We start from the raw sequence: 21,385 nt of genomic DNA, 5'->3' as shown, positions 1-21,385 counted from the left end.
ACAGGGGAGGTATCAAGATGCGAAAAAGAATGATGGACACAGATGATGGAGAGAAAGACAACTCTGATCGCTGGCTTCTTACATATTCTGATATGATTACTCTGCTTCTGGCTCTGTTTATTATTATGTATGGAATGAGTTCAGTAGATACTGTTAAGGTAAAACAGATGTCACAGGGGCTGGAACAGGTATTAAATCACACCTCACAGACATCAGACGGAAGTACAGGCGGGGCAGTGACGGGAGTGCAGCCTGCAGATAATCTTGAGAAAGTATATAAAGCACTGCAGAATTATATTTCCGACAATAACCTGGGGCAGATGATAGATTTAAGTTCCACTGGCTCCTCGGTTACCATCCATTTAAAAGATGCCATGCTGTTCAGTCCCAATACGGCAGTTCTTCTGCCAGAAAGCAAACCGGTTATTCAGGAAATAAGCAGCAGCCTTCAGTCAATTTATACCGATATCAACCATATTACAATTACTGGAAATACGGCTGACCTAGGCAACCGCGATCCGGCTAATGAAGCGGACTCCTGGCAGTTATCGGTCGACCGTGCAGTTTCTGTTTTAAATCAAATGACAGCCATGGGGCTGGAAGCTGACAAAATGTCAATTGAGGGAAATTCTCATTACAATCCGATTGCCTCTAACGACACGGAGAACGGCAAGGCTCAAAACCGAAGAGTAGAAATTACCATTACGGGAAGGGCGAATTGACGTGATAAAATAGAGTGTTATTGTTTGACAATTTAATTATTGTATGATAAACTACCGTCAGAAGAAATGGAAGGGGTGAAAGGATGAAGAAATAATTCTTGTAAAGTAACTGCATGATGATTAGGATATTTTTATATCTTTTTTTATTGTGCCTATTTTTGCAAGAATATTACTTCATTCTCTAGCCTTTTTTTGTGTCCTGAAATAGACACCATCTGCAAGGAGAACGGCCGTGCCTGTTCTTTTTGACCGATCCGGCTGTGAGAAATATGATTCTTGCAGCTGTTTTTTATGCAGAAATTTATTTTCTGCTATATTTGGAGGGATGTCTATGTCATTGATTCAGGTTACAGATCTTTCATTTACTTACGAAGGAAGCAGCGATCCGGTATTTGAACACGCTACGTTTCAGCTGGATACAGACTGGAAGCTTGGTTTTACAGGAAGAAACGGGCGGGGGAAGACTACATTTTTAAATCTTCTTATGAACCGGATGGAATATACAGGGAGTATTGTATCAAACGTTACATTTGATTACTTTCCCTATGAAGTGGAGGACAAGGAAGCGCAGACCCTTGATATCATCAACTCCATTCTGGGCGACTGTCCATACTGGGAAATAAAAAGAGAACTGACAAAGCTTAAGGTTTCAGAAGATGTGCTTTACCGGCCCTACAATACTCTGTCAAACGGAGAACGGACAAAGGTTTTACTGGCCGCGTTGTTTTTACGCGAGGGCAATTTCCTTCTTATTGATGAGCCCACCAATCATTTGGACAGGGAAGGAAGAGAATTGGTCAGTCAGTATCTAAACAGCAAAAAAGGATTTATTCTCGTATCCCATGATCGTAAGTTTTTAGATGATTCGGTAGACCATATTTTATCCATTAACCGTGCTGACATTGAGGTTCAAAAAGGCAACTTCTCTGTGTGGTACGAGAATCGCCAGAGAAAAGATCAATATGAGCAGTCGGAAAATGAACGTTTAAAAAAGGATATCCGGCATCTGGAAGAAGCAGCCAGACAATCCGGAGAATGGGCGGATAAAGTAGAATCCACAAAAATAGGAAAAAAATCAATGATTCATGAAAAGTCCATTGATACAAGAGCCTATGTGGGAGAAAAATCAAGGCGCATGCAGATGCGCAGAAAAAATCTGGAACGCAGGCAGAATCAGGCAATTGATGATAAAAAGGGTCTGTTAAAAAATATTGAGGAAGCAGAAGATTTAAAGCTGTATCCGCTAAAGCATCATTCCGGCAGACTTCTTGTGTTAAATGAGGTTGTCCCATTTTACCAAGGGCCGGTGTGCGATCCGGTCAGTTTAAGCCTGGAACAGGGACAGAGAGTATCCCTTCAGGGAAAAAACGGCTGCGGAAAAACAACCATTCTGAAATTGATTCTGGGTAATGAAACAGCCGGTGATTCTATTAATTACCAGGGAACAATCGAAACTGCAAGCGGAATAATAATTTCCTACGTTTCACAGGATACCTCTTTTTTAAAGGGAAGTCTGACAGAATACGGAAAACAGTGTGGCGTAGAGGATTCCCTGTTTAAGGCGCTTTTAAGAAAACTGGATTTTTCAAGGGAACAATTTCAAAAACCCATGGAAACATTTAGTGAAGGGCAAAAGAAAAAAGTTTTAATTGCATGCAGTTTATGCCAGCAGGCTCACCTTTATATATGGGATGAACCCTTAAACTTTATCGATGTATACTCCAGAATCCAGATTGAAAACCTGATACTGAAATTTCAGCCGGCCATGTTGCTGGTGGAGCACGATGAGTTCTTTACTCAGAATGTGGGAGCAGAGCCTGTTACGGTCCGGTCTTCTTACTAAAAAGGCTGTTGACTGCGGTTTCAAAAAATCGGAAGAACTGTCTGGCAAAGTTGACATTTTATGGTGTTTCATGTAAAATGCTTTTGATAAAGGGTTTAAAAACAGAACGAATGAAAGGGATTTTTTCAGATGCAGATTGATATAGATCAGATAGATTTAACAGGGGAAGTACCAGTAAGTGAACCTGAGAGACAATATTATTTTATGGCAAAAGTCAGTGGGTATGTAAAACACCGGAGTGAAGAGCTTGGACGCCCCATGACCTTTTGCACCCAGACATTTGGCTGTCAGATGAATTCCCGAGATTCCGAAAAGCTTGAGGGGATTTTAGAAGCCGTCGGGTTTGTACAGACAGATACCGAAGAGGCGGACTTTGTTCTTTATAACACCTGTACGGTAAGAGAGAATGCCAATCAGAAGGTTTATGGAAGACTTGGGGTTTTAAACAGCCTGAAAAGGAAAAATCCTGATATGATAATCGCTCTTTGCGGATGCATGATGCAGGAAGAGGATGTGGTAGAAAAGATTAAAAAGAGCTACCGGTTTGTAGACGTTATTTTTGGTACTCATAATATCTATAAGCTGGCAGAGCTTTTATACCAGCGTCTGGAAGTCAAAAAGATGGTGGTTGACATCTGGAAGGGAACCGACCAGGTGGTGGAAGATCTTCCGGCAGACAGAAAATATTCGTTTAAATCCGGTGTTAATATTATGTTTGGCTGTGATAATTTCTGTAGCTATTGTATTGTACCTTACGTAAGAGGAAGAGAACGCAGCCGCAGCCCCAAAGACATTATTAATGAGATCAAAGGACTTGCAGATGACGGTGTGGTAGAAATCATGCTGTTGGGACAGAATGTTAATTCCTATGGAAAAACACTGGAAGAACCTGTCAGCTTTGCAAAGCTTCTTTCCCAGGCAGATGAGGTGGAAGGTTTGGAGCGCATCCGTTTTATGACATCCCATCCAAAGGATTTATCCGATGAGCTGATTGAGGCGATGAAAAATTCCAAAAAAGTATGCCGTCACATTCATCTACCTCTCCAGTCAGGAAGCAGCCGGATCTTAAAACTTATGAACCGGAGATATACAAAAGAAAAATATCTGGAACTTGTGGATAAAATTCGTACTGCCATGCCGGATATCTCCCTTACGACCGATATTATTGTAGGTTTCCCAGGGGAAACGGAGGAAGACTTTTTAGAAACATTAGATGTAGTGAGAAAAGTACGTTTTGACAGCGCATTTACCTTTATCTATTCCAAGCGTACCGGAACACCGGCAGCGAAAATGGAAGACCAGATACCGGATGAAGTTGTAAAGGACCGGTTTGACAGATTACTGTCCTTAGTCCAGCAGATTTCATCTGAAGTTTGCGGCAGAGAAGTTCATACGGTTCAGAAGGTTCTGGCAGAGGAAGTAAATGACCATGGAGAAGGCTATTTAACCGGACGGTTAAGCAGCAACACAACCGTCCATTTCAAGGGAGATCCTTCTCTGATCGGAAAAATAGTGGACGTGTATCTTGATGAATCAAAAGGATTTTACTATATGGGAACGTTAAGACCATAACAGAAGAAAAGAGGAAACAAAAGAGAATGGCTGGATTATCGCCAATGATGGCTCATTATTTAGAAACAAAAAAAGAATACCCGGGCTGTCTTTTATTTTACAGACTGGGCGACTTTTATGAAATGTTTTTTGAAGATGCGATTACGGTATCCAGAGAGCTGGAAATAACTTTAACAGGAAAAGAATGCGGATTAGAGGAACGGGCACCTATGTGCGGCGTTCCTCATCATGCTGTTGAAACCTATCTAAACCGTCTGGTTCAAAAGGGATATAAAGTTGCCATCGCCGAACAGATGGAAGATCCCAGACAGGCGAAGGGACTTGTAAAGCGGGAAGTAATCCGTGTGGTAACTCCCGGAACCATAACCAGCGCGCAGGCTCTTGATGAGACAAGAAATAATTATCTGATGGGGGTTGTTTACATCGGAGAAGCATTTGGAATTGCGGTGACCGATATCAGCACCGGAGACTTTCTGGTAACGCAGGTGGAATCTGATCGGGAGCTGATCGATGAAATTAATAAATTTTCGCCTTCTGAGATCATTTGCAATGAAGCATTTTACGTGTCAGGTGTGGACATTGAAGACATAAAAAACCGGTATCAAACTGTTATTTCATCTCTGGATCATCATTATTTTTCCGACGAAGTCTGCAGAAAAATTTTACGTGAGCATTATCAGGTAGGCACCCTTACAGGGCTTGGGCTTGATGATTACGATATGGGTGTAATTGCAGCCGGTGCAGTGATGCAGTACATGTATGAGACCCAGAAAAGCAGCCTGTCTCATATTACGACCATCACACCTTATTCCACCGGGCAGTACATGATAATCGATACTTCTACCAGAAGAAACTTAGAGCTTCTTGAAACTCTTAGGGAAAAACAGAAAAGGGGAAGCCTTTTATGGGTTCTTGACCGCACCAAAACAGCTATGGGAGCCAGAATGCTGCGTACCTATGTGGAGCAGCCTCTGATCCATAGATCTGAGATTATCGGGCGTCAGAATGCCATTGAAGAGCTGAACATGAATTACATATCCAGAGAAGAGATTGGTGAGTATTTAAATCCCATCTATGATCTGGAACGTCTGATCGGAAGGATCAGCTATAAGACCGCAAATCCAAGAGATTTAATTGCATTTAAGAGTTCACTGGAGATGCTTCCCCATATTAAAACGCTGCTAAAGGAATTTACCAGCGAACTTTTAGCTGATTTATACAACGAACTGGATCCCCTTGACGATATTAAGGATTATATTGAGCGTGCAATTATAGAAGACCCGCCTGTTTCCATCCGGGAGGGCGGAATTATCCGGGAAGGTTTTCATGAAGAGGCGGATAAGCTTCGCAGTGCAAAAACAGAAGGGAAAACCTGGCTGGCAGATTTAGAGGCAAAAGAAAAAGAAAAAAGCGGAATCAAGAATCTGAAAGTAAAATATAACAAAGTATTTGGATACTATTTTGAAGTGACCAATTCCTTTAAGGATCTTGTGCCGGATTATTTTATCAGAAAGCAGACGCTGGCCAATGCAGAGCGTTATACCACCAATGAGCTGAAGGAACTGGAAGACATTATACTGGGGGCTGAGGATAAGCTTTTTTCTATGGAATATGACCTGTTCTGTGAAGTCCGTGATACCATTGCTTCCAAGGTACTGAGAATTCAAAAAAGCGCCAGAGCCATTGCAGGCATTGACGTGCTTGTTTCCTTATCTTCTGTTGCAACGAGAAACAATTATGTAAAACCCCAGATGAATGAAAAAGGTATTATTGATATTAAAAACGGACGTCATCCGGTAGTAGAAAAGATGCTTCGGGACGATATGTTTGTATCCAATGACGTTTACCTGGACAGTGGCAAAAACCGTCTGTCCATTATAACGGGACCAAACATGGCAGGAAAATCAACTTACATGAGGCAGACGGCTTTGATTGTGCTGATGGCTCAGATTGGCTGTTTTGTCCCTGCAGATGAAGCGAACATAGGAATCTGTGACCGGATCTTTACCAGGGTGGGAGCTTCTGATGATCTTGCTTCCGGTCAGAGTACCTTTATGGTGGAGATGACAGAGGTTGCCAATATTCTTAGAAATGCCACTAAAAACAGTCTGATTGTCCTGGATGAGATTGGAAGAGGAACCAGTACCTTCGATGGCCTGAGTATTGCATGGGCGGTAGTGGAGCATATCAGCAACCAAAAACTTCTTGGTGCAAAGACGCTGTTTGCCACTCATTATCATGAACTAACCGAATTAGAAGGAACCATGAGTGGGGTCAATAACTATTGCATCGCTGTGAAAGAACAGGGTGATGACATTGTTTTCTTAAGAAAAATTATTAAAGGCGGAGCCGATAAAAGCTATGGTATCCAGGTTGCGAAGCTGGCTGGAGTTCCGGATACTGTCATAATCAGAGCCAGGGAACTGCTTGCAGAGTTAAGCGATGCGGATATTACAGCAAAAGCAAAAGAAATTGCGGAAGCAAATGGCGGCATATCCCAGCGAAAGGCTGTTCCAAAGCCGGACGAAGTGGATTTACAGCAGATGTCACTGTTTGATACGGTAAAGGATGACGATATTATCCGGGAATTAGGGGAGCTTGAGCTGGGCAATATGACACCCATAGATGCCCTGAATACGTTATACCGTCTGCAGACCAAATTAAAAAATCGCTGGCAATAGGAAAAAAGGAGCAGGTGCCATGGCAAATATAACCGTACTGGATCAAAACACGATTAATAAAATAGCAGCAGGAGAAGTGGTTGAGCGCCCTGCTTCTGTGGTAAAGGAGCTTTTGGAGAACGCAATAGATGCAAAGGCAACAGCAGTTACAGTGGAAATCAAAGAAGGGGGAACCACATTTATCCGTGTGACGGATAATGGCTGCGGTATCCCAAAGGAAGAGGTTTCCCTTGCTTTCCTGCGCCATTCCACCAGTAAGATTAAATCCGTTGAGGATCTGTTTACTGTATCCTCCTTAGGCTTTCGCGGTGAGGCACTTGCCAGTATTGCATCTGTTTCCCAGGTGGAAATTATTACGAAAACCAGTGTGGGATTAACCGGTACCAGATATCAGATTGAAGGCGGGACAGAACGTTCTATGGAAGAAATCGGGGCTCCCGAAGGAACTACCTTCATTGCCAGAAACTTGTTTTTTAATACTCCGGCGAGGAAGAAGTTTCTAAAAACTCCGGTTACGGAAGGTGCTCATGTGGCTGATCTGGTAGAAAAGCTGGCATTATCCCACCCGGAGGTATCCATACGTTTCATACAGAACAATCAGAACAAGCTTCACACCTCCGGCAACCATAATCTGAAAGATATTATATATACGGTGTTTGGCAGAGAAATTGCCTCTAACCTTTTAGAAGTTTCCGTAAAAAAGGGAGAGGTTACCGTCCATGGTTTTATCGGAAAACCGGTGATTGCCAGAGGCAACCGCAATTATGAGAATTATTTTATCAATGGAAGATTTATTAAAAGCAGTATTATTTCACGGGCCATTGAAGAAGCTTACCGGCCGTTTATGATGCAGCACAAGTATCCGTTTACCATGCTTCATTTTACCATAGAGCCGGAACTGCTTGATGTGAATGTTCACCCTACCAAGATGGAACTTCGTTTCCGTGATGGAGAAGTGATTTACCATATGGTTTATCAGGCGGTGGCCAATGCTCTTGCCCACAAAGAATTGATACCGGAGGTCAGTCTGGCTAAAAGAGGGGAAGAAACGAAAGAAGCAATGCCTGGAAAGAAGTTCCAGCCCACACCGGAGCCTTTTGAAAATCACAGACTGATGGCGTTAAACCAGACAGCTGCTTCTCAGGAAAAAAAGCTTTCTGACGGAATCCCTTTTCCAAAACGATTGATTCCTCCCCAGCCTGAAGCTGTGAAAGAAGCAAATACGCTGGAAGAAAACTGGCTTGCACCACAGGCTTCCGTGTCAGAAGAAATTCGTTCTGTGAACCAGCCGGAGCCTGTGAAGCAAAGTGAAATGATACATGATTCAGTACAGGAACAAAAGCAGGAGCAAAAACGGGAACAAAAAGCAGAACAGCTGGATTTGTTTGACGGTAAGCTGTTAGAAGCAGAGTCCCGCAAAAAACATAAATTAATCGGTCAGGTATTTGATACTTACTGGCTGGTGGAATTTTCTGACCAGCTTTATATTATTGATCAGCATGCGGCCCATGAAAAGGTTTTATATGAGAAAACCATGGCAACACTTAAAACCAGGGAATATACTTCCCAGGTAATCAATCCTCCCATTATTCTGACCTTAAACCGGAATGAAGAACTTCTCCTGAACCGGCATTTATCCGTTTTTACAGATATGGGCTTTGAAATAGAACCGTTTGGGGGGAGAGAATTTGCAGTAAGAGGGGTGCCGGCCAATCTTTTTTCCATTGCAAAAAAAGAACTTCTGATTGAAATGATTGACGGTTTGTCTGATGATATGTCATTTAACAATCCGGGTATTATTTATGAAAAGGTGGCTTCCATGTCCTGCAAAGCGGCAGTAAAGGGAGGAAATTCCCTATCAGCAGCAGAAGCCAATGAACTGATTGACCAGCTTCTGAAACTGGAAAATCCCTATGCCTGCCCCCATGGAAGACCGACCATCATTTCCATGAGCAGGTATGAACTAGAAAAGAAATTTAAGAGGATTGTCTGATGAAACCACTAATTATTATTACCGGTCCTACCGCTGCAGGAAAGACTGACTTGTCCGTTCGTCTTGCACGGGCAATCGGAGGGGAGATTATCAGTGCAGACTCCATGCAGGTTTACCGCCATATGGACATTGGATCTGCCAAGATCACAGAAGAAGAGAAAAGAGGGGTTCCCCATTATTTAATAGATGTCTTAAATCCGGATGAGGAATTTAATGTTGCAGTTTTTCAGAAAATGGCCAAGGATGCGGTGAATACAATTTACTCTCATGGAAATATTCCTATTGTGACAGGCGGTACCGGTTTCTACATTCAGGCACTTCTTTACGATATTGATTTTACCGATAACGGGGAAGACTTCTCCATTCGGGATGAACTGGAACTGTTGGGAAACGAAAAGGGCGGCGAATATTTACATGAGCTGCTTCAAAAGCTGGATCCCGATGCTGCAGGGGAAATTCATCCCAATAATAGGAAGCGGGTAATCCGAGCCATTGAGTTTTTCCGGCAGACAGGAGAAAAGATTTCAGAACATAACCGCAGGGAGAGGGAAAAAGCTTCCCCCTATGATTTCCTTTACTATACTGTAACCATGGACCGGGAGACTTTGTATCAGAGAATTGACCGGCGGGTGGATTTAATGATGGAACAGGGCCTGGTTGAAGAAGTAAAAAGGCTGAAGAAAATGGGATGCACCAGAAATATGGTGTCCATGCAAGGGTTGGGATATAAGGAAATACTGGATTATCTTCAGGGAGACTGTACTCTTGAGGAGGCGGTTTATATCCTGAAACGGGATACCAGACATTTTGCCAAACGGCAGATCACCTGGTTTAAACGGGAACGGGAAGTCAGGGATTTATACCTTCCTGAATTTGACTATGACTTAGAACAGGTGTTAAAAAAGATTGTGCAGGACACAAATGAGATCATTGGATTGGAGAACGATTAGATCATGGAAGTTGACAGTATATATGAGGAGCTTGGGATCAGCCGGAATGTGCTGGATTTTGGAACAAAAATTGAAGGAAAATTAAAAGCCAGATTTGAAGAGATTGATAAAAATGCAGAATTTAATCAGATGAAAGTCATTAAAGCCATGCAGGAAAACCGGGTCAGTGACATTCATTTTGCTGCAACGACTGGTTACGGTTACAACGATCTGGGGAGGGATACGCTGGAAGCGGTTTATGCCAGTGTTTTTCATACGGAAAGTGCGCTGGTAAGACCGAATCTAATCAGCGGAACTCATGCACTTTCTATCGCATTATCCGGAAACCTTCGTCCTGGAGATGAACTGTTATCACCTGCCGGAAAACCCTATGATACTCTGGAGGAAGTGATTGGAATCAGGGAGAGTGTTGGTTCCCTGAAAGAATACGGCGTTATATACCGTCAGGTAGACCTTCTTCCCGACGGAACCTTTGATTATACATCCATTGAAAAAGCAATTAACGAAAAAACACGCCTGGTTACCATACAGCGTTCCAAGGGATATGATACCCGTCCCACATTTTCAGTTTCACAGATCGGCGAGCTGATTACATTTATTAAAAAAATCAAGCCGGAAGTCATCTGTATGGTAGATAACTGCTATGGTGAATTTGTGGAGCGCATGGAACCTTCTGATGTGGGAGCCGATATGATTGTTGGATCCCTGATTAAAAATCCCGGCGGCGGTCTCGCTCCTATCGGCGGATATATTGCAGGAAGAACCGACTGTATTGACCGTGCGTCTTACCGTCTCACTGCGCCCGGACTTGGAAAAGAAGTGGGAGCCAGTCTGGGACTGAATCAGTCGTTCTATCAGGGTCTGTTTCTTTCTCCTACTGTAGTAGCAGGCGCGTTAAAGGGAGCTGTTTTTGCAGCCAATGTGTATGAGAGCCTGGGCTTTCCGGTTGTACCTGACGGCAGCCAGTCACGTCATGATATTATACAGGCAGTCACCTTTGGCAATCCGGAAGGTGTAATTGCTTTCTGCCAGGGAATCCAGGCGGCCGCACCGGTGGATAGCTTCGTTACTCCGGAGCCATGGGATATGCCCGGATACGATGCCCCTGTCATTATGGCAGCCGGGGCTTTTGTGCAGGGATCTTCCATTGAATTAAGTGCGGATGCGCCAATTAAACCACCTTATGCAGTTTATTTTCAGGGCGGTCTTACCTGGTATCACGCAAAGCTTGGAATATTAATGTCACTCCAGAAGCTTCTTGATGCAGGTTTGATTGTATTGTAAAAAAGGGTGTACACAGCTGTAAAATTATGCTAAAATATTTTGACAGGTATGGGCAATCCTGCCAGGAAACAAAAAGGAGTATCATAACAGATGAGAGGTAAAAACTACTGGGTAATGCTTCTTCTTATGCTTGCCGGTGTTGTACTTGGCGGCTTTGTCGGAGATTTAACTAAGACAATCCCATGGCTTTCCTGGCTGAATGCTGGTCAGTCATTTGGGTTTGATGCTCCGTTAATTGTTAATTTTGGTGTTCTGGTCATAACCTTCGGCATTAACATTAAAATTACCATGGGCGGCATTATTGGAATGGCTGCAGCTCTGGTAACATATCGATTGATTTGAGATTCTACATATGTCTATTGCGTACCTGGAGAGTAACCGTAGGAGGCATATGGAACGTATAACGATGAAAGACATCCCAAAGGATGAAAGACCCTGTGAAAAATGTCTGAGAGAAGGACCGGAAGGTTTAAGTGATTCAGAACTTCTGTCCATTATTATCCGGACAGGTTCCAGAGAGGACAACTCTCTTGCACTGGCACAAAAGATACTGGCCTTAAACTATCCGCGGGAGGGTATTTTAGGGCTTTTACATCTTTCCATGCAGGAACTGATGCAGGTTAAGGGAATCGGCCGTGTGAAAGGCGCCCAGTTATTATGCATTGGAGAACTGTCCAAACGAATCTGGAAGCGGACGGCAAGTTTAAAAGGAACCGATTTCCATCGTCCGCAGGATATTGTAAATTATTTTGTGGAGGATATGCGCCACAGAGAGCAGGAGCTGGTTTTTGTCATGCTCTTAAATACAAAAGGTGCCCTTATTAAGGACATTATGATCTCTCAGGGGACAGTGAACACTTCCGTTGTTTCTCCCAGAGAGATTTTCATTGAGGCGGTCAGATATCATGCAGTCAGCCTGGTTCTGGTACACAATCATCCAAGCGGAGATCCGGCGCCCAGCAGAGAGGATCTTTCTATTACCCGCAGGGTGAAGGAAGCAGGAGATTTAATTGGCATCAGACTGTTAGATCATATTATTATAGGAGATAATTCCTATATCAGTTTAAAAGAACGGGGAATCGTATAGATGGAACCAAAACGCAGTAAATATATTCTGATTGCATTAACAGTTTTTTGTGTCCTGCTCATCGGACTGACATCCGTTCATGATGAGTGGCTTACGCCGCTGCGTACAGGCGTGGGATATGTTCTCATCCCCGTACAGTCCGGAGTTAATTCGGTGGGGTCGGCTATTTACGATGAGTTCAGGGATTATTCCAAACTCAGGAATGCAATGATTGAAAATAAAGATATGAAAGATCTTATCAACCAGCTGACTGAGGAAAACACCAGGCTGCAGTCAGAGGAGTTTGAGTTAAAACGATTAAGGGAACTTTACAGTCTGGATCAGCAATATGGCCAGTATACAAAAGTGGGCGCCAGAGTCATTGCCAACGATTCAAGCAACTGGTTTAAAGTGTTCCGAATTGACAAAGGTTCGAAGGACGGAATCGCCACAGATATGAATGTGGTGGCAGGCGGCGGTCTTGTGGGCATTGTTACCGATGTAGGTGCCAATTATGCTACGGTACGGTCCATTATCGATGACTCCAGCCGGGTCAGCGGTATGGCAATGCAGTCTGGTGACAGCTGTATCGTTGCCGGTGACTTAACCCTGTTTAAAGATGGCAGGTTAAGAATTACCAACATATTAAAAGACAGCGATTTAAAAGACGGAGATAAGATTGTAACCTCCAATATCAGTTCTGTGTATTTGCCTGGAATTTTAGTGGGATATGCTTCCGATATCACCAACGATACCAACAATGTGACTAAATCCGGTTATTTAATTCCTGCCGCAGAGTTTGGCAGCCTTCAGGAGGTGCTTGTAATAACCCAGTTGAAAGCTGATATGATGAAGGAAGGGGAGTCTGCTCCGGCTGCAGAAGGAGGAGACACTGCAGAAACCACAGCCCAGTCAACCCAGGCTGCAGAGAGCGAAAGCGCTTCCCAATAGTGAAAAGGAGTAACATGAGACGGATTTTATTCAACGTACTGCTTATTATACTGGCATTTACCATCCAAAACTGTATATTTCCCCTGCTTCCGTTTCTATCGGCTACACCCAACCTGCTGTTAATTCTCACATTTTCTTTTGGATTCATACATGGGAAAGAAGCTGGAATGTACTATGGTCTGTTAGCAGGTCTTCTTATGGATTTGTTTTACAGCGGCCCCTTTGGATTTTATACCCTGATTTTTATTTTTATGGGCTACGTCAACGGAATCTGTACCAGATATTACTATGAAGATTATATAACACTGCCATTAATTATGAGTGTGCTGAATGAACTGGCCTATAATTTTTATATCTATGTGTTCCGTTTTTTAATTCGACAAAAATTACGGATCGGTTTTTACTTTATTAATCTGGTTTTGCCTGAGATTATCTTTACTGTTGTGACCACGCTTCTGCTTTACAGGGTATTCCTGATTATGAACCGCCATTTGGAAGAGATTGAAAAAAGAGGTGATTCTACGATTGTTTAGGGATTTAATGGAGATTATAAGAGATGTATTCAGGAAAGCTGCTTCATCCCGTCTTTTTATTCTTGGAATCATCTGTTTGGCCATGTATACCGGACTGGTTCATACACTTTTTAATATGCAGATTATTAATGGAGAAAAAGCCTTAAGCGATTACCTGCAGCTTACAGAGCAGACCATTACCACTGCAGGCACAAGAGGAAACATCTATGACAGAACCGGAAAGGTGCTGGCATATAATAAACTGGCTTACACGGTTATGGTACAGGATAACGGTGCCTATAAAAAAACAGATGATAAAAACCGCATGTATTTAAGACTGGTGCAGATTCTTAATAAGCATGGAGAAAACGTAGAGGGTAAATTTGAAATAGCCGTTGATGCCAATGGCGATATGGTTTATACCTCTTCTTCTGAAACTGCAAGAAAACGCTTTCTGAGGGATTATTACGGACTGAAGAAGGTAGAGGACTTAGATGATGCAAAAGGTCTCTATCCTTCCAATTTAAGTGCCAGGGAACTGTTTGAACGAATCTGTGAAGATAACGGATTAAGGAGTTTAAAAGATTCAGACGGGAACCCCGTTGCCCTGACTGATCGGGAGGCACTGGATATTATTAATATTAAATATGCCCTTCGTCTCATGCTGTACCGAAAGTATGAAGCAACTACGGTGGCCACAGAAGTATCAGACGATACGGTAGCCGATATCCTGGAACATATCGGGGATCTGCAGGGAGTTACCGTGGAAGAGACCACAATCCGGGCTTATAACAACAGTATTCCCTTTGCCCCTGTTATCGGATATACAGGAAAGGTTCCAGAGGAACAGCTGGAAAATTTACAGAGCCGGAAAGATGACTATGATATCAACGATATTGTAGGGCGGACAGGCATTGAGTATACCATGGAGCATGAGCTTCAGGGAACCAAGGGAAAAAAGACCATTTATAAAGACAGTGTGGGAAGAATCCGGGAAACCAAGGATGAGACGGATTCTCTTGCCGGCAATGATGTTTACTTAACATTGGATGCAGATCTGCAAAAAGGTATCTACCATTTGATCGAACAGTCTCTCGCTGGGGTCTTGATCAAAACCATTGTAAATGGAGATTACCAGGCGAACAGCACAACAGACGGATCCAATATGAAGATTCCAGTAAAAGATGCTTATTTTCAGCTGATCAATAACAATGTCCTGTCTTTAAAGGAGATTGAGTCAGAGGAAGCGTCAGATACGGAAAAGAACATATACCGGAAGTATGAGGCTTCAAGGAAAGAGATATTAGACGAACTTCGCAGTGAACTGATGAGTCCTAATGCAACAGTTATGAAAAATCTTCCGGAAGATATGAAAGCCTATATGTTTTATATTTACAGTTATCTCTCCGAACCGACTGTGGGAATTATAAAAGACGAGGCCATAGATGCAGCCAGTGATGAATTCCAGGCATGGAAAATAGATGAAATAAGCCTGAGGGATTATCTTTATTATGGAATTGCAAACGGCTGGATTGACACCACGAAACTGGAAACAGACGTCAAGTATTCCAGCGCAGATGATACCTTTGAAGCGTTGGTAACTTATGTGTCAGGCAAGCTGGAACAGGACAGAAGCTTTACCAAGAAGATCTACCGGTATTTAATCAATAATGATACCATAACCGGACAGGAATTATGTCTGGCTTTATACGATCAGGGTGTGATAAAGGAGAATGAACAGGACATTGCCGAATTAAAAGCCACTGGAGATGCATATACGTTTCTTTTAAAAAAGCTGTCTGCCCTGGAGATTACTCCTGCTCAGTTAGCCCTGTCCCCCTGTAATGCAGGAGTGGTAGTGACCAATGATAAAACCGGAGAAGTACTTGCGCTGGTATCCTATCCGGGGTACGATAATAACAGGATCGGGGATGGCTCTTATTTCAGCCAGCTTCAGGCGGATTTATCCCTCCCCCTTTATAATAATGCAACACAGACGCGAAAAGCACCGGGGTCCACGTTCAAACCGATTACAGCAGTTGCTGCTCTTGAAGAGCATGCGATCACCGCCGATGAAACCATTAACTGCTCCGGAATTTACACTGACGTGGAACCTCCCATCAAGTGCTGGATCTATTCCGGCCAGCATGGTCCGCTTAACATTGTTGGCGGAATCGAAAACTCCTGTAACTATTTCTTTGCAGATTTAGGCCACCGTCTTTCTACAGATGAAAACGGAATTTATTCTCCGGATTTAGGACTGGAGGTTTTGCGAAGCTATGCAGCAAAATTTGGACTGGATCACAAATCCGGTGTGGAGATTGGCGAGCTGGATCCACAGATTTCCAAAGAAGCGCCGGAACGTTCCGCCATGGGACAGGGAAGCCACGCTTATACCAATGTCCAGTTGTCAAGGTATGTTTCTGCCATAGCAAACAGGGGAACTGTTTTTGAACTCAGTTTACTTGATAAAACAACGGATTCTGAAGGTAATCTGATTAAAGATTATACCCCTGAGATTTCTTCTCATATTGACGCGGCGGGCTCAACGTGGGATACTGTACAACAGGGAATGAGAGAAGTGATTGCTAACGGTTCGACTAAGAGATTATTTGCGGATCTGGAAGTGGAAATTGCCGGTAAGACTGGAACTGCACAGGAAGCCCGCAATAAGCCGAATCATGCGTTCTTCATTTCTTATGCGCCATATGACAATCCGGAAATCTGTGTAACAGTGAATATTCCGTATGGCTATTCATCATCGAACGCTGCTAACATTGCGAAGAATGTCTATAAGTATTATTATGGCTATATAGACTTAGAATCCATTGTAAACGCAGGCGCCCTGGATGCAGCAAAGGTCAACATTCGCGACTAACGAGGATAAGAGGTGATATGATGCATGATACCGTAGTAATAAAAAGCAACAAAGCAGGTATGACTGTTATCCTGGATCCGGACATCCCCTTCCCTCAACTTCTTTCTGATATTGGGAAGAAATTCGGAGATCATGCCAAATTCTGGGGATCCGCACAAATGACTCTGACAATTGAAGGCAGAGAGGTTACTCCTGCGGAAGAATTCTCTATCATAAACCAGATTACGGAAAATTCCAATGTGGAAATCATTTGTCTGGTGGATACAGATGCAAACCGCATGAAGCGATGTGAAAAAGCACTGAATGAGAAGCTGATGGAACTATCCTGCCAGACGGGACAGTTTTTTAAAGGCAATTTACAAAATGGAGAGACTTTGGAATCAGAAGCGAGCATTGTAATCATCGGAGATGTATTAAAGGGTGCAAAAGTCCTGGCAAAGGGCAATGTAATTGTTCTTGGAAAACTGGCCGGCACCGTTTGTGCAGGTGTGGCAGGGAATAAAGGCGCACTGATTACAGCCCTGGAAATGGCACCTTCCCAGCTGCGGATTGCAGACTGTACTTCAGGACTGGACGGCAGAAGCCGCCGTCTTGGGCGCGGACCAATGAAGGCTTATCTGGAGAATAATAAAGTCCTTATAAAACCAATGAAAAAAAGTGTGGAAATATTCCGAAAATTAAGGTAAAATAGAATGAGGTATAAAAAACAGGAGGATATGGTATGAGTGAGATCATCGTAATCACTTCTGGAAAAGGCGGGGTAGGCAAGACGACAACTTCTGCCAATGTTGGTACCGGACTGGCGATTCTGGGTAAGAAGGTAGTCCTGATAGATACAGATATCGGACTTCGGAACTTAGACGTGGTTATGGGTCTGGAAAACCGCATTGTCTACAATCTTGTAGATGTGGTAGAGGGAAACTGCCGTATGAAGCAGGCCCTGATTAAAGACAAAAGATACCCGAATTTATTTTTACTTCCATCAGCCCAGACGCGGGACAAGACCGCAGTTACACCCGGGCAGATGGTAAAACTGGTGGATGATTTAAGAGATGATTTTGATTACATTCTGTTAGATTGTCCGGCGGGAATTGAACAGGGCTTTCAGAACGCAATTGCAGGTGCTGACAGAGCCATTGTTGTAACAACTCCGGAGGTGTCCGCAATCCGGGACGCAGACCGGATTATTGGTCTTTTGGAAGCTGCCGATATGGGCAGCATAGATCTGATTGTTAACAGGATCCGGGCTGATATGGTAAAAAGGGGAGATATGATGTCTCTTGATGACGTCATGGACATTCTGGCCATTGATATTATCGGTGCTGTTCCGGATGACGAGGATATTGTCATTTCCAGCAATCAGGGAGAGCCTCTTGTAGGCATGGGGACTCCAGCCGGACAGGCCTATATGGACGTATGCAGGAGAATTATCGGTGAGAATATCCCGATCCAGAATCCGGCAGTACGGGAAGGTCTTTTCTTTCGACTCTCGCATCTCTTAAAGAGAGCATAGGAGGGTCTGATATGAACCTGTTTCCTGTTTTCCGTAAGAAGAATTCAGGAGAAATTGCAAGAAATCGTCTGAAACTTTTGCTGGTTGCGGACAAGGCTGACTGTTCTCCTGAGATCATGCAGATGATAAAAGACGATATGATCCGTGTTGTTTCACGTTACATGGATATTGATTCCGACAGAATAGAGATACAGATGAAGAAATTAAAGCAACCGGATTGTGAACGCTTTACACCGGTGCTTTATGCAAACATCCCTATTCGCGATGTACCTGATAAGGGGATATACTGACTATGTTTTCTGACTACAATTTTAAATATTATAATTACCGGTTAGTTTTGTACATGCTGTCGCTGGCAGTGATTGGAATTTTAGTGGTGGCAAGTGCCTCCAACCAGGATTCCGGTATTGTAACAAAACAGATTATTGGCGTAATGGTGGGATTTGCACTGGCAATCGGTCTTTCCATCATAGACTATCGTAAATTAGTAAAGCTTTATGTTCTGGTTTATGGACTTTGCATCCTGTTACTGGGAGCAGTTCTTGTCATGGGACATACAGCAGGAGGTGCGACCAGATGGATCTACATTCCTGGATTAGGTCGGATTCAGCCTTCTGAATTTGTAAAAATCGGGCTTATCGTATTCTTTTCCTGGTATTGGAATAAATACCAGGAAAAGATGAATACGCCTGTTATGGTGGGACTGGCTGCTTTGCTGGCGGCGTTCCCCATAGGTCTTATCTTTGCAGAACCCAATTTATCTACCAGTCTGGTTGTTACAGTCATCATACTGTGTATGGTGTTTTCAGCCGGTATCAGTTACCGGTGGATTGGTGGCGTTCTGGCTATTGCAATACCGGCAGGTATGCTGTTTATCTATCTGCTGACTAAGGGCTTAATTCCGTTCATACACGATTATCAGGCGCGGCGTATACTTGCGTGGATTTATCCTCATGCGGAACAGTATGCGGAAAACTTATACCAGCAAAAGAATTCAATTATGGCAATCAGTTCCGGACAGCTTCAGGGAAAGGGACTTTTTAATACAACCATTGCTTCTGTGAAAGACGGAAACTTTTTATCAGCCGGTGAAACGGATTTTATCTTCGCCATTATCGGTGAAGAGATGGGATTTCGAGGCAGTGTGATTGTCATTGCTCTTATTGGACTGGTTGTATTTGAATGTCTTTATACTGCATCCAAAGCAAAAGACATGTCCGGCAGACTGATTTGCACCGGTATGGCAGCCCTGATCGGGTTCCAGGCTTTTTCTAACATCGCGGTGGCGACACAGATCTTTCCTAATACAGGTCTGCCGCTTCCCTTTGTCAGCTCGGGAGTGAGCTCTTTAACCAGTATTTTTATGGGAATGGGCCTGGTACTGAATGTTGGACTGCAACGCAAAATCGGTAATTAAAAGGAGGTATATCGTTATGAATATAGGATTAGTTGCCCATGATTCAAAGAAAAAACTGATGCAGAATTTCTGCATTGCGTACAGAGGTATTTTAAGTAAGCATATGTTATATGCGACAGGAACAACAGGACGTTTGATTGAGGAAGTCACAAACTTAAATGTTCATAAATATCTGGCAGGTCATCTGGGAGGAGAACAGCAGTTGGGATCTCAGATCGAGCACAATGAGATTGACCTTGTGATCTTCCTGCGAGATCCTCTGACACAGAAATCACATGAACCGGATATTGTGAATATTATGAGAACCTGCGATATGCATAATATCCCTCTTGCAACCAATCTGGCCACAGCAGAGTTATTAATTAAATCTCTGGAACGCGGCGATCTGGAATGGCGAGAGATGTATAAATAGCAGAGGTAAATATAAGTGAAAAGAAAAGTTTTTGTGACATCAGGCTGCATCATCTTAAGCGCATTATTCCTGACGGGCTGTGCTGGTCTTCATAAACTTGACAATCCTTATGAATTTTCTGAGAGGACCGCCCTTTACCAGTCCGCTTCTGTGGCTGGTAAGTCGGAAACCTTTGCTCATGATCTTTGCGTGGTATCGAAAGATACTGCTGATTCGGATAGTTCAGTGACAGCAGAAGCTGCCGCTGTATTTGATTTATCTGATAATAATGTGATTTTTGCGAAGAATCCTTTTGAAAAATTATATCCCGCGAGCATTACCAAGACGATGACTGCACTTTTGGCTGTTAAGTACGGAAATCTTTCCGATGAGGTGACAGTGACGAAAGATGCTGTAATTAAAGAGTCAGGTGCCAGCTTATGTGGTATAAAACCAGGAGATAAGCTGACCATGGAACAGCTTCTGTACGGTCTTATGATTCCATCTGGTAATGATGCAGGTGTTGCCATTGCAGTTAATATGGCGGGAAGTGTTGATCAGTTTGCTCAAATGATGAATGACGAGGCAAAAAAGCTGGGAGCGACAGGGACGCATTTTGTAAATCCACATGGTCTCAGTGATGAAGATCACTATACCACGGCGTACGACCTGTATCTGATTTTTAATGAAGCTTTGAAGTATCCGGAAATTCGTAAAATTATCGGTACGGCTGAATATAAAACCTCTTATCAGGGCGGTGACGGGAAGACAGTAAGCGCAACCTGGAAAGGTACCAACTGGTATATGACGGGAGAACGCAAGATTCCTGATGGACTAACGTTATTGGGAGGTAAAACAGGGACCACTCTTTCGGCAGGAAGCTGCCTGATTATGGGAAGTACTGATTCATCAAAAAAAGAGTATATCTCAGTGGTTTTAAAAGCCAGAGATCATGCCGGACTATATGATAACATGTCAAATATCCTGAATAAAATTGTAGAATAGTGATTGCCTTTCTTATGAATTTGTACTATAATTATATTAATCTGAATAGACTTTTTATACAAATCATATAACGCAAGGAGGAGAGTGCTATGGTGCAGATAATAGCAGGGAAAAAGGGTAAGGGGAAAACAAAGCATCTGTTAGACAGAGCTAATTCCGCCGTAAAAGACTCAAAAGGTTCTATTGTATATTTGGACAAAAGTTCAAAGCACATGTATGAGTTAAGCAACAAGATCCGCCTCATTAACGTCAATGAGTATCCAATTACTTCAAGCGAAGGATTTATTGGTTTTATCTGTGGTATCATATCTCAGGATCATGATTTGGAGATGATGTTCTTTGACAGCTTTTTAAAGCTGGCATGTCTGGAAGGAGAAGACATATCAGAAACGATAGCGACTTTGGAAAAGATTGGTGAAAAGTATCATATTACCTTCGTTCTCAGCGTTTCAGTAGATGCGGAGAATATACCGGGGAACACCAGGGCTAATGTGGTTGTTTCATTATAATCATAGATAGGAATAGGGGACTGGGTGCCAGTCCCCTTTATTATTGTTCGCCCAGCATGGGCGAACTCTTACAGGTGAAAGTCCTGAGCATACCCTAC

Annotated in this window: 19 protein-coding genes; all 19 read left to right on the top strand. The window is 43.1% G+C overall.

Annotated elements, in window-relative coordinates; genetic code table 11:
* Positions 1-17: 17 nt before the first annotated feature.
* The 19 genes from ABS301_RS16935 (at position 18) to ABS301_RS16845 (ending at position 21,287) form a co-directional block, all read left to right on the top strand.
* Positions 18-722: an OmpA/MotB family protein gene (locus ABS301_RS16935; protein ID WP_349673347.1), complete on the top strand. Its 705-nt coding sequence runs from the start codon at positions 18-20 to the stop codon at positions 720-722.
* A 331-nt stretch (positions 723-1,053) separates the two neighbouring features.
* On the top strand, positions 1,054-2,565 hold the full coding sequence (gene abc-f / locus ABS301_RS16930; protein WP_349673346.1) for a ribosomal protection-like ABC-F family protein: 1,512 nt from the start codon (positions 1,054-1,056) through the stop codon (positions 2,563-2,565).
* Between the two features lie 129 nt (positions 2,566-2,694).
* Positions 2,695-4,137, top strand: coding sequence for a tRNA (N6-isopentenyl adenosine(37)-C2)-methylthiotransferase MiaB (miaB, locus tag ABS301_RS16925; RefSeq protein ID WP_349673345.1), 1,443 nt, complete (start codon positions 2,695-2,697; stop codon positions 4,135-4,137).
* A gap of 26 nt (positions 4,138-4,163) precedes the next feature.
* On the top strand, positions 4,164-6,818 hold the full coding sequence (mutS, locus tag ABS301_RS16920; protein WP_349673344.1) for a DNA mismatch repair protein MutS: 2,655 nt from the start codon (positions 4,164-4,166) through the stop codon (positions 6,816-6,818).
* A gap of 19 nt (positions 6,819-6,837) precedes the next feature.
* Complete coding sequence (mutL, locus tag ABS301_RS16915) at positions 6,838-8,811, top strand: DNA mismatch repair endonuclease MutL (protein WP_349673343.1); 1,974 nt, start codon at positions 6,838-6,840, stop codon at positions 8,809-8,811.
* Positions 8,808-9,761: a tRNA (adenosine(37)-N6)-dimethylallyltransferase MiaA gene (gene miaA, locus ABS301_RS16910; RefSeq protein ID WP_349673541.1), complete on the top strand. Its 954-nt coding sequence runs from the start codon at positions 8,808-8,810 to the stop codon at positions 9,759-9,761. Before mutL ends, miaA begins: the two co-directional genes overlap by 4 nt.
* 3 nt (positions 9,762-9,764) lie before the next feature.
* Positions 9,765-11,045 carry a methionine gamma-lyase family protein gene (locus ABS301_RS16905; protein ID WP_349673342.1) on the top strand — a complete coding sequence of 427 codons (1,281 nt, stop codon included), beginning with the start codon at positions 9,765-9,767 and terminating at the stop codon, positions 11,043-11,045.
* A gap of 90 nt (positions 11,046-11,135) precedes the next feature.
* Positions 11,136-11,387, top strand: a complete 252-nt coding sequence (locus ABS301_RS16900; RefSeq protein WP_104437455.1) for a DUF4321 domain-containing protein — start codon at positions 11,136-11,138, stop codon at positions 11,385-11,387.
* A gap of 49 nt (positions 11,388-11,436) precedes the next feature.
* Entirely contained in the window at positions 11,437-12,132 is a 696-nt protein-coding gene (radC, locus tag ABS301_RS16895; RefSeq protein WP_349673341.1) for a RadC family protein, read from the top strand.
* Positions 12,133-13,062 (top strand): rod shape-determining protein MreC, encoded by a 930-nt coding sequence (mreC, locus tag ABS301_RS16890; RefSeq protein WP_349673340.1) that lies wholly within the window; start codon positions 12,133-12,135, stop codon positions 13,060-13,062. It begins immediately after the preceding gene.
* 14 nt (positions 13,063-13,076) lie between these two features.
* Positions 13,077-13,595 carry a rod shape-determining protein MreD gene (gene mreD, locus ABS301_RS16885; protein ID WP_502877979.1) on the top strand — a complete coding sequence of 173 codons (519 nt, stop codon included), beginning with the start codon at positions 13,077-13,079 and terminating at the stop codon, positions 13,593-13,595.
* A complete protein-coding gene (locus tag ABS301_RS16880; protein WP_349673338.1) occupies positions 13,588-16,452 on the top strand; it encodes a penicillin-binding transpeptidase domain-containing protein in 2,865 nt (954 codons plus the stop codon). Before mreD ends, ABS301_RS16880 begins: the two co-directional genes overlap by 8 nt.
* Before the next feature lie 20 nt (positions 16,453-16,472).
* Positions 16,473-17,138, top strand: coding sequence for a septum site-determining protein MinC (locus tag ABS301_RS16875; protein ID WP_349673540.1), 666 nt, complete (start codon positions 16,473-16,475; stop codon positions 17,136-17,138).
* A gap of 35 nt (positions 17,139-17,173) precedes the next feature.
* Positions 17,174-17,965, top strand: a complete 792-nt coding sequence (gene minD, locus ABS301_RS16870; protein ID WP_349673337.1) for a septum site-determining protein MinD — start codon at positions 17,174-17,176, stop codon at positions 17,963-17,965.
* Positions 17,966-17,976: 11 nt separating this feature from the next.
* The gene (gene minE / locus ABS301_RS16865) at positions 17,977-18,255 is read left to right on the top strand and encodes a cell division topological specificity factor MinE (RefSeq protein ID WP_104437448.1); all 279 of its coding nucleotides are present in this window, start codon (positions 17,977-17,979) and stop codon (positions 18,253-18,255) included.
* 2 nt (positions 18,256-18,257) lie between these two features.
* Entirely contained in the window at positions 18,258-19,382 is a 1,125-nt protein-coding gene (locus ABS301_RS16860) for an FtsW/RodA/SpoVE family cell cycle protein (protein WP_349673336.1), read from the top strand.
* Between the two features lie 16 nt (positions 19,383-19,398).
* Entirely contained in the window at positions 19,399-19,794 is a 396-nt protein-coding gene (gene mgsA, locus ABS301_RS16855; protein ID WP_097004165.1) for a methylglyoxal synthase, read from the top strand.
* A gap of 15 nt (positions 19,795-19,809) precedes the next feature.
* Complete coding sequence (locus ABS301_RS16850) at positions 19,810-20,778, top strand: D-alanyl-D-alanine carboxypeptidase family protein (RefSeq protein ID WP_502877978.1); 969 nt, start codon at positions 19,810-19,812, stop codon at positions 20,776-20,778.
* 89 nt (positions 20,779-20,867) lie between these two features.
* A complete protein-coding gene (locus ABS301_RS16845; RefSeq protein WP_104437445.1) occupies positions 20,868-21,287 on the top strand; it encodes a twitching motility protein PilT in 420 nt (139 codons plus the stop codon).
* The last annotated feature ends 98 nt before the right edge of the window (positions 21,288-21,385 follow it).

It is taken from the genome of Lacrimispora sp. (genome assembly GCF_031982545.1).
In the GTDB taxonomy this organism is placed as follows: Bacteria; Bacillota; Clostridia; order Lachnospirales; family Lachnospiraceae; genus Lacrimispora.
This window is presented reverse-complemented; position numbering and strand designations above follow the sequence as displayed.

Bases quoted from the DNA above. Each gene is read 5' to 3' on its own strand.
- mreD (WP_502877979.1), top strand. From the start codon at position 13,077: ATGAGACGGATTTTATTCAACGTACTGCTTATTATACTGGCATTTACC.
- mutL (WP_349673343.1), top strand. From the start codon at position 6,838: ATGGCAAATATAACCGTACTGGATCAAAACACGATTAATAAAATAGCA.
- mreC (WP_349673340.1), top strand. From the start codon at position 12,133: ATGGAACCAAAACGCAGTAAATATATTCTGATTGCATTAACAGTTTTT.
- miaB (WP_349673345.1), top strand. From the start codon at position 2,695: ATGCAGATTGATATAGATCAGATAGATTTAACAGGGGAAGTACCAGTA.
- abc-f (WP_349673346.1), top strand. From the start codon at position 1,054: ATGTCATTGATTCAGGTTACAGATCTTTCATTTACTTACGAAGGAAGC.
- minE (WP_104437448.1), top strand. From the start codon at position 17,977: ATGAACCTGTTTCCTGTTTTCCGTAAGAAGAATTCAGGAGAAATTGCA.
- ABS301_RS16860 (WP_349673336.1), top strand. From the start codon at position 18,258: ATGTTTTCTGACTACAATTTTAAATATTATAATTACCGGTTAGTTTTG.
- radC (WP_349673341.1), top strand. From the start codon at position 11,437: ATGGAACGTATAACGATGAAAGACATCCCAAAGGATGAAAGACCCTGT.
- mutS (WP_349673344.1), top strand. From the start codon at position 4,164: ATGGCTGGATTATCGCCAATGATGGCTCATTATTTAGAAACAAAAAAA.
- mgsA (WP_097004165.1), top strand. From the start codon at position 19,399: ATGAATATAGGATTAGTTGCCCATGATTCAAAGAAAAAACTGATGCAG.
- ABS301_RS16905 (WP_349673342.1), top strand. From the start codon at position 9,765: ATGGAAGTTGACAGTATATATGAGGAGCTTGGGATCAGCCGGAATGTG.
- ABS301_RS16845 (WP_104437445.1), top strand. From the start codon at position 20,868: ATGGTGCAGATAATAGCAGGGAAAAAGGGTAAGGGGAAAACAAAGCAT.
- minD (WP_349673337.1), top strand. From the start codon at position 17,174: ATGAGTGAGATCATCGTAATCACTTCTGGAAAAGGCGGGGTAGGCAAG.
- ABS301_RS16900 (WP_104437455.1), top strand. From the start codon at position 11,136: ATGAGAGGTAAAAACTACTGGGTAATGCTTCTTCTTATGCTTGCCGGT.
- ABS301_RS16935 (WP_349673347.1), top strand. From the start codon at position 18: ATGCGAAAAAGAATGATGGACACAGATGATGGAGAGAAAGACAACTCT.
- ABS301_RS16875 (WP_349673540.1), top strand. From the start codon at position 16,473: ATGCATGATACCGTAGTAATAAAAAGCAACAAAGCAGGTATGACTGTT.